Origin of the sequence: Pontibacter ramchanderi (genome assembly GCF_002846395.1) — a bacterium.
GTDB lineage: Bacteria > Bacteroidota > Bacteroidia > Cytophagales > Hymenobacteraceae > Pontibacter > Pontibacter ramchanderi.
Genome location: NZ_PJMU01000003.1, coordinates 228,060 through 243,344 on the forward strand (window position 1 = coordinate 228,060; position 15,285 = coordinate 243,344).

At 54.0% G+C, this 15,285-nt stretch carries 8 protein-coding genes; all 8 read right to left on the bottom strand.

The features are described from left to right. Window positions 1-39: 39 nt before the first annotated feature. Window positions 40-1,743, bottom strand: a complete 1,704-nt coding sequence (locus tag BD749_RS13590) for a DUF4091 domain-containing protein (protein ID WP_101445199.1) — start codon at window positions 1,741-1,743, stop codon at window positions 40-42. Between the two features lie 214 nt (window positions 1,744-1,957). After that, entirely contained in the window at window positions 1,958-3,121 is a 1,164-nt protein-coding gene (locus BD749_RS13595) for a sialidase family protein (protein ID WP_245869208.1), read from the bottom strand. Between the two features lie 43 nt (window positions 3,122-3,164). Then, complete coding sequence (locus BD749_RS13600; RefSeq protein WP_101445201.1) at window positions 3,165-4,346, bottom strand: AGE family epimerase/isomerase; 1,182 nt, start codon at window positions 4,344-4,346, stop codon at window positions 3,165-3,167. A 14-nt stretch (window positions 4,347-4,360) separates the two neighbouring features. Then, the gene (locus tag BD749_RS13605; protein ID WP_101445204.1) at window positions 4,361-6,448 is read right to left on the bottom strand and encodes a GDSL-type esterase/lipase family protein; all 2,088 of its coding nucleotides are present in this window, start codon (window positions 6,446-6,448) and stop codon (window positions 4,361-4,363) included. A 139-nt stretch (window positions 6,449-6,587) separates the two neighbouring features. Beyond that, complete coding sequence (locus tag BD749_RS13610; protein WP_218972554.1) at window positions 6,588-9,284, bottom strand: sodium:solute symporter family transporter; 2,697 nt, start codon at window positions 9,282-9,284, stop codon at window positions 6,588-6,590. A gap of 9 nt (window positions 9,285-9,293) precedes the next feature. Continuing rightward, the gene (locus BD749_RS13615; protein WP_101445206.1) at window positions 9,294-10,235 is read right to left on the bottom strand and encodes a dihydrodipicolinate synthase family protein; all 942 of its coding nucleotides are present in this window, start codon (window positions 10,233-10,235) and stop codon (window positions 9,294-9,296) included. 107 nt (window positions 10,236-10,342) lie between these two features. Beyond that, window positions 10,343-11,866: a RagB/SusD family nutrient uptake outer membrane protein gene (locus tag BD749_RS13620; protein WP_101445208.1), complete on the bottom strand. Its 1,524-nt coding sequence runs from the start codon at window positions 11,864-11,866 to the stop codon at window positions 10,343-10,345. Between the two features lie 22 nt (window positions 11,867-11,888). Then, a complete protein-coding gene (locus BD749_RS13625; protein ID WP_218972555.1) occupies window positions 11,889-15,206 on the bottom strand; it encodes a SusC/RagA family TonB-linked outer membrane protein in 3,318 nt (1,105 codons plus the stop codon). Window positions 15,207-15,285: the final 79 nt, after the last annotated feature.

A 15,285-nucleotide genomic window follows, 5' to 3' on the forward strand; every position in this document is an offset into this window, starting at 1 on the left:
TTGATGTTGTCAAGTTTCTGGTGCGAGTGGCTGGTTTCCTTAATTTTCCTGCAATCGCTGCAGGGCGGCCTTTGCCTGCGCCACTGAGGCAGCGGCCGGCTTTGTTTTCAGTTCGCTTATCTCGAAGGCACTCAGGAGACTGTCCAACTCCTGCAGCTTGTTGTGCTGACCACGCCGGGCAAACTCCTCGCGTAGCAGCCTTATCTTCTCAAAGTCCTGCACTCCCTCAATCAGTTTTTCGAAACGGATGGATGTCATTGGCCCTGGGTATACCTGGTAAGTGTCGCCCGCCGGCCATGTCCTGAACCGACTGTCCTGCATTGGTTTTTCGACCCAGCTGTTGTAGGCCCAGCGCAGATAGCCGGTAAAGCCCTGCGCTGCCGCATACCACCCCAGCCAGGTATGCTCTGCCGGGGGAGAAAAGGTAAATCCGTTCGGATAAGCCTCCTCGCAGCTGGTATAGAAGGTGCTGGGCATACCGATGGCCTTGCGGCGCTCCAGCACCCGCTGTTCGAACTTCCATTTCGAAGCGATGCTGTAATCGAATATGTCCGGCTCTATTTCGGGGTGATAGATACCGGCCAGTGTTATTTTCCAGTCAGGGTTGGTTTCTTTTAACAGGCTGATTACGGCCTGCATATCGGCCAGCGGACGCTCATCCATGGCGATGGAGGTGATGGAAAACCAGCCCTTTGCCTTCAGGTGCCGTGCAAAATCGCGGAGGAAGGCGCCCCAGAACGCATTGTAGGCAGGCGTGCCGGCCTTTCCCGTATAAACGGTGTCCCGGCCGGTAGCCTCGTCAAAGTACGGGAAGGCCATCTTCCAGGGGACCATGGTGTAGCAGTTGATCCGCTCCCTGATCCCGCAGGACATCACGAAGGACACGTACTCGTCGAAACGACTGTAATCATAGGTCCAGGAGCCGCCCTTGCGCTTGCGCCACCCTATCAGGCTCGGAAAATCGTCGTAGGTTTGGTGGTTCCAGGGCTCGTCTATGATGCTGGTCGTTATCGCCTTCTGGCCCGCCCCCGCAAGCATGGTATAATAGGGTCGCATGGCGTCGTAGTGCGCCCTGCTCCAAAGCGGCACCCCGTGCACGCGGGCTATAGCGGCTGGGTGCTGCCACAGGTCCAGGTCAAAAGCCCACTCAGCGGGCGGCGGCAGGCGCCTGTCCTGCACCGTCAGCGAGATCGGCATTTTGTAGGCCTTCCCGGCCTGTACGGTTATGGTGCCCGTATATTTGCCGGCGGCCAGGTTGCCAGGTACGGCTATGCTCAACCACACGGGCTGCACTGTGTTCTGCTCCAGCACCGACCATGCGGCCGTATCGATGGCGTCTGCCACACAGGAGGAGTCAAAGTCGGTGGGTTTACGGTGACCGCAACCCTGGCCAAATGCATCGGTCATCACGTAACGCACAAAGCCAGCTGTGATGTTGGCGGCCGGCAGGCGATTGCCCTTGGGCCCCTTCAATTCCGACACACTCACACGCAACTGCGGTATTTCCCTTTTGGCCCAGACCAGCAACTGGGTATGCACTTTCTCCCCCTTCCAGGCTGTTGCCTCCCAACTTTTCTGCATCGCCACCGGTACCTGGTTCTGTGCGTAGCGGGTATCGCTGGGAGCAAAGCTCACGTTCACCGGTTCTTTCAGGCTTTCCCAAGCCACCTGTTGCTGTGCAAAAAGGGGCAGTAAAAGCAAGAGCTGAAAGAGCAAGGCTAAGGTAAAGGGTAATGCTTTCATCCGTAAGGCTTAACTGGCTGGCAAACCATTGCTCCCTTTTCTAACTGGAACAGCGGCCATTCGATCGCACACGCTTGGCAGTACGGCGAGCGGCAACAGGTGAAGTGCTGCAAAGGGCACCTACCAGCTCCCACTCGCCGGACAATAGTGTGAATCTACAAAATGTCTTCGTAAACGCAAATCACACACTTGATTTACTACTATATAAGACCTTTCATTTCCACTTCAGGGTAGTAAAGACGATACGCCGGTAGCCATTCTTCTCGTAGAGCACCCCCACTTCCTTTTTTCCTACCTGCACCAGGTCTGAGTAAGCAGCATAGTCCTTTTCATCGTCCGGACTTTTGGCAATCACGTGCTGCACAGGCCAGGTCTTGCCTTCGTCGTAGCTGATGCGCAGGGTCAGGTTGTCGCGGCGCTTTGGGTCGGCTGCGTTGCAGAAAGCCAGTATGGTTTTACCTTTCTTTTTGCCAAGGGCCAGAATACTGCCCTGGTTCACCGGGTCGGGCAATTGCGCATCGAAATAGGTCGTATCCCAGGTGGCACCCCCGTCGCTGCTGATGCTCACTATGCGGGAACGCACATCGCCCTGTTGGTTGCGAATGTTCATCATCAGCCGGTTGTTTGTGATCTCCACCGCCATGGCTTCGTTCCCACCGGATTCAGGCACCGTCGCGCTGATCTTGAATGTCTTGCCGTGGTCGTCGGTATAGAAACCGTGGGCAAAATAGTCTTCCGCATTGTTTTTGGGCTTTCCCTCCGAATGATTGGCTGCCACATAAATGCGGCCTTTATATTTCCCGTCTTTAAGCTGGATGGCATGGCCCGGCGTGTTGGCATAGGCGCGCCAGTCCTCTGTAAAGGTATAGGCGGGATTGGCTGCTGGCATTTGAGGGCGGTGCACCTGCGCCGTAATATTCACGGGCGCCGACCAGGTTTGGCCGTTGTCAATGGAGGTGATATACCATACCTCGCGCCAGCCCTTCGCGCTGCGCACCTCATGCTCGTGCGCATTGCCGGTGTTATAGAACAGGAACAGACGGCCATTCGGATAAGCCGGGTCGGTCAGGTCCATCACGGGGGCGGCGTTGCCTGCCTGCAGTGTGTCATAGTCCACTACCGTCTGCAGTCCAGACCAGGTCTTGCCCTTGTCCCTGCTGCGCTTCATGACAATATTCACGTCCCCGAAGTCGGCGGCTCCGTGCACCCGCCCTTCTGCAAAGGCCAATATGTCGCCATTGGGCAGGTCGAGGATGGCAGGTATACGGTAGGATTTATGTCCTTCTTCACCGGAGACAAACACGGGGATATCCTTAGATTGTGCTGGCGCCAGCAGTGGCGCAAGCATCAGAAAACAGGCAAAAGCGAATCGTAACATAGAAATTGATTTGTGTAAAATGTAGCTATAATGGGTAGGGCTATCAGATCTGGTTTTGCAGCAGCTGCCAGCAGTACCACTCCTGACGCGGCAAGTGAAACGGCCCTTTAAATAAGTTACCTTTGATGGAAGATGACTGGCGCCCGTCGCGGTGCAGGTAGCCAAACCACTCTCCATGCTCCTTGTCGTGAAAGTGGCTGTAGGCGTAGTCGTGCACCTGCTTGTGCCAGTCGGCATACTTCTGTTCTCCGGTCAGGGTATAGGCCAGCAGCGTGGCGATAATGGTTTCGTTCTGTGGCCACCAGAACTTCATGTCGTGCCAGTATTCCTGCACCGGTTTGCCGTACACGTCGCGGAAGTACAGGATACCGCCATGGGTTTTGTCCCAGCCCCGTTCCCACATGTAGTCGAGCATGCGGCAACCCAGACCAATCAGGTGCGGGTCGTTGTGGCGGTGCTTTGCCTCATGCAGGATAAACCAGGCTCCTTCGATGGCATGGCCGGGGTTCAGTGTTCTTCCGTCAAAGTGGTCGATGATGCTGCCATCGGGGGCGACCTGCTCCATCACACAGCGAATGTCGTCTTTCACAAAGTCACGCTCTATTTCGGCAATCCACCTGGTGATCCACTCATCGCAATGCGGATCGCCGATGGTGTCGCGCAGTTGCTGCGCCGTGTTCAGCATGATCATGGGTATGCCTATTCCTTTGGCGGGCCGTGTGTCCGTATATTTGGCAGGCAGTATACCTGGCGTGGTGGCGTACTCGATGCACTGGCCAAAAAGCCTGCGGGCCTCCCCGGCCACCTCTTCGTCGCCACTGGCCTTGGCATAGGCAGCAAAGGCAATCACGGCAAAGGTTTCGGAGAAGAAATAGCGGCGTTTGCGAATGGGCTTGCCCTCGCGCGTCACGTGGAAAAACATGCGCCCGTCCGTGTCAAAGCAATGTTGCCGCAGGAAGTCCACCCCTTTCCGGGCACCCTCCAGCCACTCCGGCCGCTGCTCGACTGTGTTGTAGAGGGTGGCCAGCAGCCAGGCAGCACGGCCCTGTATCCAAACGGCTTTGTCATCGTCGAGCAGGCTGCCGTCTGCGTCGCGCATCAGCAGGTAGCCGCCGTGCTCCTCGTCAATGGAGCGCGGAAACCAAAACGGCACGGTGTCCTCCAACAGCTGCCGCCTGTAGAAGTCTTTGTAGTAGTCCAGTGTGAATGTGTAGTCTGAAGTCATATAAATAGATAATCTTATTCGCTTCGGGTTGTGAAACTAGTGAAGGTGGAGGCAGGGAAACCAGCTTTGTTGACAAGATTGGCTCTGGTAAAGGGCTCCCAGGCGTAGCGTACATACTTCGGTGCGGGCACCTTCTCTGCTGACACCCATACCTGGCTGCCACGGATCTCGGCACTCGCCTTATGAAACACCATGTCACTGCCCGCCACCTCAAAACCGCGCAACACTGTACCGTCGCTGGCACGCAGGCCCTTCGCGTGCTCAAACGAGCATACCGCCTGCTGACCGACAAACCTGGCCTTGTCGAAGAGTGGCCCGCTATAGGGCACGCGTTGCCTGTACGTGTTGGCCAACGCCCAGGCAGCCAGCCGATTCCCCACCTGCCGCTTCTGAGTCGGGTGCACGTCAAGCGAATCACCCAGATCGCTGGTTACGGCCATACCGGTGTTTTTCAGTTGCGAAAGCAGCCTGCGCTGACTGTCACGGAAGTGCTGCCAGCCCGGACGGTCGATACTGGAGAGCTGGGCATAGTAGAAGGGAATATCACCCCCCCACTTTTCGCGCCAGCCGCGAACCAACGTCCTGAACAATTCCTCGTGCAACTCTGTGTTATGCGCATTGCTCTCGCCCTGGTACCAGATCACGCCTTTGATGGGAAATAGCGTGAGCGCCGCTATACCTGCCTCGAAGTTGTAGGCAGGCTCATAGGGGTGCCGCTGCTTCGCATTGGCAGTTCCCTGGGTGTTCACACCCGCCCGCTCCCTGGCCCAGCCCATCACAAAGTCGGAGCTGCGCCAGTTGTGCAGCATGTCCACCAATTGGGGGTGGTGCTCCAGGGTATGGCGGTCAATCCACGACTCCGTAGTGGAACCTCCCACAGCCACCTGTATCAGCCCGACAGGCACCTTTAGCCGTTCGCGCAGTTGCTTGCCGAAATGGAAAGCCACCGCAGAATACTCTCCGGCCGCGGTGGAGTCGCAGCGCTGCCAGGTGCCCGAGAAGTACGCCAGCTGGTTTACTTTGCGAAGCGTGGTGGAGTCCCAGACAAAGTTGCCTGTTTCGGCAAGCGGTTTCATGTGCAGCAGGCGAATGTCAGCTGTCTGTTGCGCCTGCCGCATCTCTCGGCGTCCTTCCTGCGATGCCTTCAGCGGAAAGGCCATGTTGGACTGCCCCGAACAAAGCCACACCTCTCCTACCAGTATGTCCTGCACGAGTATCTTTTTATCCGTCGTGCTAACCTCCATCTGGAAAGGACCTCCTGCCTTCTGAGGCGACAGCTCAACCCTCCAGCGTCCATCTGCTCCGGTTGTGGCTTTTCTTGTCTCATTGCCGAATCTCACCACCACTTCCTGGCCGGCATCGGCTATGCCATACACGGGCAGCACCAGCCGCTGTTGCAGCACCATATGGTCTGTAAACACGGGTGCCAGCTGTAGTCCGCCATACCTGCCCGTCAGGTGCGCTGCTACTGTTGCTGCTATCAAGGCCGCCCCCTCGGCTGTGGGGTGCAAGTTGTCCGGGAACAGGTCGGGGCGCCTGTGCAGGGGCGTGTGCAGGTCGATCAGTTCCACCCCTCTGCTCTGGGCAATCAGGGGGATGCGCTCCTGTATCTGCCAGAACCAGTCGCGGGTGCCGGATTTGAAACGGGGATGGCCCGAAAAGATGGGCGTGAGCCGGGAAATGACAATGCGCACCCTGGGGTTTGCGGCACGCAGCGTGTCGATCAGGTGATAATAATCGGCGGCGAACTCATCGCGGTAGTTCGGCCAGTTGCGTGGATCGGTGTCGTTAAGACCCAGATGGATGACGGCGATATCGGGCCTGAAGGTGATGGCGTCGCGGTACTGCTGTGTTTGCGTGTACGGCCGGTGCCCCTTGCGCAGCAGCGTGGCCCCGCTCAGCCCGAAATTTGCCACTTCATACCCTGCTCCTAAATGCTGCTGAAGCTGCACCGGGTACGCCTCCTGTTCCCTGTTTTGCAAGCCATAGCCATAGGTCACGGAGTTCCCGATGCAGGCCACTTTCAACTTTGTTGAGCTTTGAGTGGCATAACCAGGTATAGCGCACATACAAAGCAGGTAAAACAGAATATAGCGAATCATGACAGCGTAAGTAAACTATACCTTTGCCCGCATTTATATCCTAGCAAGGGTATAGCAGTTGTTTATCGGATCATCTCCTGCACGTTGCAAATGTTTATTTTATTGCTGGATGCCATCGTTTGACGAGCAAGCTCAAAAACTAATGTGTCTTTTCCAGGGTTTTGCGATTCCTCCATGCCGCAGCAGGTACCTCCTCCCCGTGCATCGTTAGCCCATCCGTGTTTTTGTCCTGCCCCCCGAACAGTAGGCTGAATACATAGCCAAACACTACACAAGATACCAGCCCGGTGAATGCATACAGCAACAGGTTGATCTGGGTATACTGGCTGATGTAAAACTGTACCAACCCGCTCAGCAGCAAGCCCGTAATTGCCCCCCGGGCATTGGCGCGTTTCGTGAAGATACCGAGCACAAACAAGCCTCCCAGTCCGCCTGTAAACAAGCCAAGGATCATATTGAACTGATCCCAGAGTGAAGAGATGCCCCACTGCGCCATGACCAGCGCCAGGGAGGTACCGAGTATTCCGATCGTCAGCGTTAGCGCCTTTGCTGCCGTCAGGTAATTCTTCTCCGATTTACGAGGATAGAACCTTCTGTAGAAATCTGTGATCAAAGCGGTAGTTACGGAGTTCATGCTGCTGCTCAGTGTAGACATGGCCGCGGCAAAAACAGCAGCAATCAGCAAACCTGTAATGCCGGCGGGTAACTCCCGCACGATATACCATGGGAAAATCGCATCCTGGCTTTGCAGCTGATAGTTCACTTTCTCGGGGTGCTCCTTGAAAAACAAATAGAGCAAGGTACCAATCGAAAAGAAGATCAAGGCTGAGGGCAGCGCCATCCAGGCGCCCAGTCGCATGCTCCGCTTAGCGGCAGCTTCATCGCGGGTAGTGATATAGCGTTGCACCACCGATTGATCGGTGCCGTAAGAGATTACATTGATGGCCAGCCCGCCCAGCAGTACTACCCAAAGCGTCGGTTCGTTGAAGGTGAAGGTCGTGTTAAGGATATCCAGTTTATCGTTGTCCTGGATCGTTTGCCAGATAGTGGCCGCATCGCCTTCCAGTTGCAGCGGGATCATGACCAGGCAAAGCAGCGCCCCTCCCAGCAGGATGACCACTTGCGCTACGTCCGTCCAGATCACGGCCTCAATACCCCCCTTCATGGTATAAAAGATCGTGATCGCACCCATCAGCAAAATGCAGAAGTTTACGTTAATACCCGTTACCAATGTCAGCGCCAGACTTGGCAGCAACAGCACAATGGCCAGTCTGCCCATCTGCAGCATAATGTACAGGAGTGAGGCCATCGCACGTGCCGTGTAATTAAAGCGCTGCTCGAGGTACTCATATGCCGAGGTTATCTGTAACCTTCGGTAGAAAGGTATAAAATAGGTTGTGATGACAGGGATTACCAGGATAATGGTGATCTGCAGGATGAAGTAGTTCCAGTTGGTGGCGTAAGTTTTGGCAGGAATCGACATGAAAGTAATGGCGCTAAGCTGCGTACCATAAATACTCAGACCTGCCGCCCAGGCCGGAATGCGCTGCCCGCCACGGAAATAGTCATCGGTGGTATCCTGGTGTCTGGAAGTCCAGAGCCCGATACCGACCATCAGCAGCAGGTATAACACTACCACCACATAATCCAGCCAGCCAAAATACTGCTGTGGGACCAGGCTTCCTTTCAGAATATCAGGCGTGCGCACACCTGGTCTGATCTCACCCGATGGAATCAACACGTCGTTGTCCCACCTGGCGGCAAACGTAGTAACCGGCGCGTAAGGGAGCTGGTCGGTTTTAGTCCAGGTGTCGGTAACGGTATTGTAGAGGTATACATCCCTGCTAAAACCATCGTGCACGGTCTGCAGTTTGAGCCTGCTTGCCTGCAACTGCTGTTTTTCGGCTTCATCTGTTGCTTTGGCGATTGCCGCATTCAACTGCTCGATCTGTGTGAAAATATTCCCTTTGTCCCCCCCGAATACCAGAATGTAATTGGCCCCGGTAGCCAGGCCGGTTGCGGCAGAAAGCGTAGTCTCATTTCCTCTTCCGTCTGAAATGGTGCTGAGCCGCTTCCACTCGTTCTTTTTAGGATCAAAGCTAAACGTAGTGCCATGCAGCTCGCTGACGCCGGTCGGGGATTGGGTCCTGCCTCCTATCAGGTATAGCACCGGATACTCACCATTGGACTGCACCACTGCTACCGCATGCGACAGCGCCGTTGGCAGGTCCGGCAGTTTCTCCCAGCCTTTGGCTGGGGCTGATATGTCCAGCCGGTAAAATGCGTTAGAGGTCCTCCCTGTTGTTTCGCCACCGGCAACGTATACCTGGCTCCCCATCAAGGTGGCGGCAGCGTTGGTAAGCGGCAGCGGCAGGTCAGGCATTGGCGTCACGGTTACTTCTTTGCTCCCGGGGCTCCACTGCAGCAACTGCACGGTATTCTGGATGCCCTGCTCGTTTTCTCCCCCGATGCTCAGTATACCTTGACTGGTAGCCACACTGGCACTATAGCCTAAAGGCTCGGGCAGTTTGAAAGACTGAGAATGCCAGACATAATCTCCTTTCTCATTTTTGAGTAAAACGAAGATATCCTGCCAATACTTCTTTTTGCCTCCCTCCCAAGGCAGGGCCTCCGGAAAGTTTGCACCACCAGCCACCAACAGCGCATTGTTGTGCACGCCTCCTGCCGCTCCAGCGAGTCCGGCCTGTATAGGCTGCTCCGGCGCTGCAGGGATAGGTGCGATAAATGACCAGTGCATGCTTTCAAGCGATTTCTGTTGCGCCCTAGCCACAGAAGCGCAACAGAAGAAAAGAAGTATGACAAGGATATGCTTCATAGGTCAGTGTTATGCAGGTTTTAAAACCGTGGAGCGTGAACAATACGCATCAAATCCCAAGGCTGCCACATCGGCGGCAAAAGCTTTAAATTGGTCAGTACTCATGTTGCGTACTGGTAACCGGAACTCGCCACAGTCCAGCCCGACCAGTTTCATGTAGGCTTTGCCTGTCGCGATGCCGCCATACTTACCCAGTAGCCGGATCATATCGATCGACTGCTTCTGCAACTGACGGGCTTTAACCATGTCACCCTGGTCATAGGCCTCGATGAGCGCCGAATACAGAGGGGCAGCGTAATTGTAGGTACTGCCTACACCGCCTTTCGCCCCAAGCACGAGCGCCGACAGCAGGTTTTCATCCCGACCCCAAAGCATATCGTATTTCCCGTCTTCAAATTGCAGACACTCCAGGAAATCCATAAAGTCTTCATGCGTATACTTGATTCCGGCAAAGTTCGGGATGTGTCCATTCACCTCCGCCAGCAAGTCAATCATTTGAAAATTGACGCCAGTGAGCACCGGAATGTGATAATAATAAAAGGGCATATCGGGCACGGCGGCGGCTACCGCACTGCAGCAAGCCGCCAGCAACTGCACATTGGCTGGTTTGAAATAGGAGGGTGCCGTAAAGGACACTGCATACAGGCCTAAGCGCTGGGCGTGCTGCGCCAGGTCGATGGCATCCTGCAGGCAGGTGCCACCTACTAAGGTAATGATTTTAAAATTATCATCTCCCGCTGCGGCTGCCGCCCATGCAGCCGCAACTTCCTTCTTTTCAGCCAGCGTAAGCGATACCCCCTCGCCGGTTGAACCGCATATAAAGGCACCGATGTTCCCATTTGCTTTCAGCAGGTTGTAGTAAGCGGGAATCTGTTCTGTGTTTAAGCGGCCATCCGGATGCATCGGTGTAAAAGGAGCTGCTATGAGCCCGTGCAGGTGTGTTATGTTCATTCAGGTATTTTTATTCGAATCTGTTTTTACTTTTTTATTTAATTCCCCGCTGTCCCGGGGAGGAACTTTCCTGCCGGGACAGCGGGGAAACATGAATAAACTAGGGTTTAGTAACCCGGCGTCTGCGTAAGCTTAGGATCTGAGTTGAGCATGCCCACAGAGATTGGCAACAAGAACTTGTACTCTTGTCCGGGTGCCAGGTATACCGGGTCCACATAACGAAAAACCCACTCATTGCCTGCACGCCGTAGCGACCACCAGCGCTTGCCTTCGCCAATAAACTCCCTCAGGTCCTCCTCCAGAACAGCCTGCATGTTTTCCTGCTGACTGCCGCTGATGAATGGCGTATAGTTCTCTCCATAGGCCCGCTGACGGATTTTGTTTATCTCTTCGGAAGGATCTATCCCCAGTTTTGCCTTAGACTCTGCTAACAATAGCAGCACGTCAGCATAGCGGTAAATAGGGAAGTCCGTGTCGTACAGCTGCATGCCTGCATCCACTCTGCCGATAAATTTAGTTAAAAGAACACCGGCAATCGGGTAAGAAGGGGGGTTATTTCGGTGCATTATCCGGAAAGTAGTAGCCATTCGCTTGTCATTCGGGTCGTTCAGCTTCTGGATCATCTCCTCTGAAAGCCCTACTCTGCTGGCACCCCCTACAAAGGGATAAACCTGTGAGACCATTTTAGGATCGGTGAACGGGTCGAATACCAACGTACTGGCCTGCGTTGTGTTCACCATAAAGCTGCCGTACACACCAGCAGTGGCTTCGTTCTTTTCGTAGCTCAGGGCAAAGATGATCTCCTGGTTGTTGGCCTCCATAGCCGGGTTGAAGATATCGGCGTAGTTCGCCCGGAGACCAAGCCCTGCAATTGAAGTGACTTCTTCCAGTGCCTGCTGTGCAGTGGCCAGGTCAGCGCCGCCGCCGCCCATGTTCGTTCCAGACCAGATGTATACATCCCCTTTCAAGGTCAAAGTGGCTGCCCTGTTCCAGTAAATGCGTCGACTCGTCATGCTGTTGTTCCCATTGAACAAGGCAAGCGACTGCTCAATATCGGATTTTATCTGCTCCATTATCGCTTCTGGTGTTGCCCGCTCCTTATACAGGTCGGTAAGCCCCTTCACTTCCGTCACAGGCTCAGTGGTCAATGGCACGCCTCCCCAGGTCTTGAGCATGGTATAATACACATAGGCGCGCATCCCGTACATTTCGGCCAGGGCGCGGTCACGCTGCTCTGCAGGCACAAGCGTCATTGGAAAAAGCTTAATAACGGTGTTAACCTTATCGAGCAGACCATAGAATCCAGCCCAGTTGGCTGCCGGTACAATATTCGCGCTGATGTTATGGGTATAATAGTTTCTCAGGCCACCATCCTCTGATTCTGTAAACAGGCCATCCGCCCATATCTCTGAGCGCATTTCCCCAAGTTGAAACAGGGTGCCATGGTAGTTTCTGAATGAGCCGTACACGCCATAGTACAAGGTCATGGCAGCATTCGGATCTTTCAGGATAAGGTCTCTGTTGAGCGCCGTCTGAGGCTGCACTTCTTCTAATTTATCTGTACAGCTTGTCGTGCACAGGACCAGTGAAAGCCCCAGTACATACTTTATTTTCGTAAAATAACTTTTCATATCTGTTAAGTTAAGAAGTCTACTATAGTGACACATTCAGGCCTGTTGTAACAGTGCGTGGAAGCGGGAACCTGCCCACATCATTCCCTCCTACTTCAGGGAAAGTACCGCTGTAACCTGTGAAATACATCAGGTTGGTCCCCGTCACATGCAGTCTGAGTCCTTGAATTCTATCTTTGAGGACATTCTGTAAAAATGATTGGGGTACCTGAAAGCTCAGGGTAATCTCTCTCACTGCCAGGTAATCACCTTTTTCATAGAAATTAGCAAATGAGGTGGTACCACCGCCTGCGTCCTGGAAGTAGTTTCTTCCGTAGTTAGCCCAGTAGTAGCGTGGCAGCGTACCATTCGGGTTGTCCGGGTGCCAGGTGTTCTTCACATCCACCGGGCCGTTCTGCGAGCCCTGTACCTGTGACAAACCTCTGAGCTTGGCCTGGTTCAGGATCATAAAGCCAAGTGCGTAGTCGAACTGGGCATACAGGTTAAAGCCTTTCCAGCCGAAGTTGGTAGCGAAGCCGCCTTGTACTGTTGGGATCGTTCTTCCAACATACACTCGATCACGGAAGTCAATGGTATCATTGCCGTCCACATCACGCCAGCGGGCGTCGCCCAGGAGCTTTACTTTTTTATCGCGGTAAGGCAGGTATGAATTATGCAAATTGGCGTCTTTATCCAGATCACCCTGCGTCAGGTAGATGCCGTCATAGATGGGCGCCCAGATTTCATCAAGCCCTACCCGTTTGCCTTCCTGAAGACCTCCCACATGAACTAACTGACCGGTTGCCGGGTCCCATACCTGCATGGTACCTTGCCTGTTGAGTTCCTGCCCGTTGTCCGGAAGCTTTTTGACGTAATTCTTCACATGATAGAAGTTACCGCTCACGTCCCAGCTAAAGCCTCCGGGCTGGCTTGGGCGCAATACATTTGCCCGCAATTCCAATTCAACCCCTCTGTTCTGCAACTGCCCCAGGTTCGTGGTAAAGCTGCCATAGCCAGTCCAGGTGGGTATTGTAAGCGAAGTGATCTTGTCGTAGATATCGCGCACAAAGTAATCGCCGATCAAGGTGATCCTGTTGTCGAACAAGCCCAGGTCAAGGCCAACGTTCAGGGAGGAAGCCCGCTCCCATTTAAGGGCCGTGTTCAGCAGAAAGTTAGGGGCAAAGCCTGCGTTCCCGCCATATATGCCGGTACTGCTGTAAGTGGCCGCAGTGGCAAAATCACCGAGTGGCTCGATGCTGCCGTTCTGGCCCCAGCTGATGCGCGGCTTCAGGGTAGTGACATAGGAGCTGATAAAAGAATTAGAGAAAAAGGTCTCATTATGCACATTCCAGCCAGCCGATATACCTGGGAACAGGCCGTAGCGGTTGTCAGCCAGGCGCGAGGTACCGTCGTAACGCATGTTCACGTTCAACAGGTAGCGTGAGTCATAGTCATAGGTAAAACGGCCTATGCCAGACACCAGCCGGTGCCAGGAAGAGAAGGCGGAGTAGGGTATACCCACAGCCTCGGTTGAGGCGGAAAGGTAAGGGATAAAATCCGTTGGCGCATTGCGGCCGGCGCCCCAGTAGCCTGTGCCCTGCGACTCGAAATACTCTCCACCACCCATCAGGCTGATCGTATGCTTTCCAAAGTTGTTGTCGTATACCAGGAAGCCATTGTATGAATGCTGATTAGCCTGCGGAAGCGAGAAAGAAGCATTTCTGGTGGAGATAAACGCACCTCCTGTGCCATTCTGGTAAGCTTTTGTAAAGCTTTCGGAAGCAGTATAGCGCATGAATCCTGAGGCGGAGCCTTTGAACCGAAGCGTAGGCAGAATGGTGTATTCCAGATTCAAGCCACCAGAGAAGCGCTGTTCCCTCGTCTCGTTCATAAACTTATCCTGCAGGTATAGCGGGTTACCCAGCGTACCGCCGTCTACACCAGGGAGTATCTCACCTGTTTCGTCATGCGTCAGGCGAACGGTAGGGGCAATGGCTCCAAAGCGCTGAATCAGGCCGCCGGTCAAGCCACCTCCCGCATCAGCTGTCAGGTAGGATGGCGTGTTTTTGTCGTTGTAGGCTGCCAGGTTCAGGTTCACCTTCAGGTTTTCATTTACATGCAGTCCCCCGTTGAAGTTCAGGTTATACCTTCTTAAGGAAGAGCCAACCACCATCCCCACATCTTTTACTGTACCCACTCCCAATGAGAAGGTACCCTTGTCATTTCCTCCTGAAAAGTTAATATAATGCTCCTGTAAGGTGCTTTGCTGCAGAATCAGGTCTTCCAACTCCCTCTGTGACATCGAGCGGTACAGGATACTGTCCATTTTGCTTGGATCAAAGGGGTTCTTGTCAACCAGCAGGTTCCACTGCGGGTCATTGAGCAGCGCCCTGTTACCGCTGTTTACCAGTTGCGTGGAGTATTTGCCATTAGGCGAGGCCCAGGCGGAGTTTAGCCCCCAACCCCATGCACCAGTCAGTTGATTCCGTGTGTTGTTGGCCTCTGCCATATTATTATCTTTCATAGCTGCCTCATACCTGCTGCCCAGGCCTCTTCTGTTCCAGATAATGTAGTCCTCTGCACTCATGTATTCCAGCGGATTCCGGCGTACATTGTTCTGCGCCGTCTTTACACTGTAGGTAACCTGCGACCGACCTTTTTTCCCTTTCCTGGTCGTGACCAGCACCACGCCATTGGCAGCACGCGCGCCATAGATGGCAGTAGAGGCCGCATCTTTCAGCACGTTGATTGATTCTATATCCTCTGCGTTGATGCCATAGAGCGAAGGCAGGATAACACCGTCTACTATTACCAGCGGAGAACCGCTTCCGTTAAAGCTGGTTCCGCCGCGAAACGATATAGCAGGAGTAGAGCCCGGCTGGCCCGTTGTCTGCTGCACACGCAGTCCGGCCACTGTACCTTGCAGCGCTGTAGCCACATTAGTGCGGGGAGCGGACTGCAGCACCTTTTCGTCAACCGTGGACACAGCCCCTGTAAGGGTTTGCCTGCTCTGCTCCCCATAGCCGACTACCACTACTTCATCCAGTTTGGCGTAGGCAGGCACCAATTGTATCAGCAGTTCTTGGGCAGCGTTGGCTACTGCGACTTCTTGTGTCTCATACCCCAGGTACCTTACCACAAGTACATCGCCTACGGCAGCCTTCAGGCTAAACTTACCTTCTACATCCGTCTGTACGCCCTGGTTAGTGCCTTTTACATTTATACTGACTCCTATCAGCCCCTGCCTGTCTTCTGCTGAGACAACACGGCCTCGTGTAGTAGTGGATTGCGCCAGCATCTCATGGCCAAGCAGCAAGCTTAGCCACAGAAAGGCAAATCTGAGTAAATGTTTTAATTTCATATAGTGAGATTTTAGGTTGTATTAAGTATGACATATTAAAACTATTTAGTTAAATTTTAATTTCCTAATCTTTTCTTAA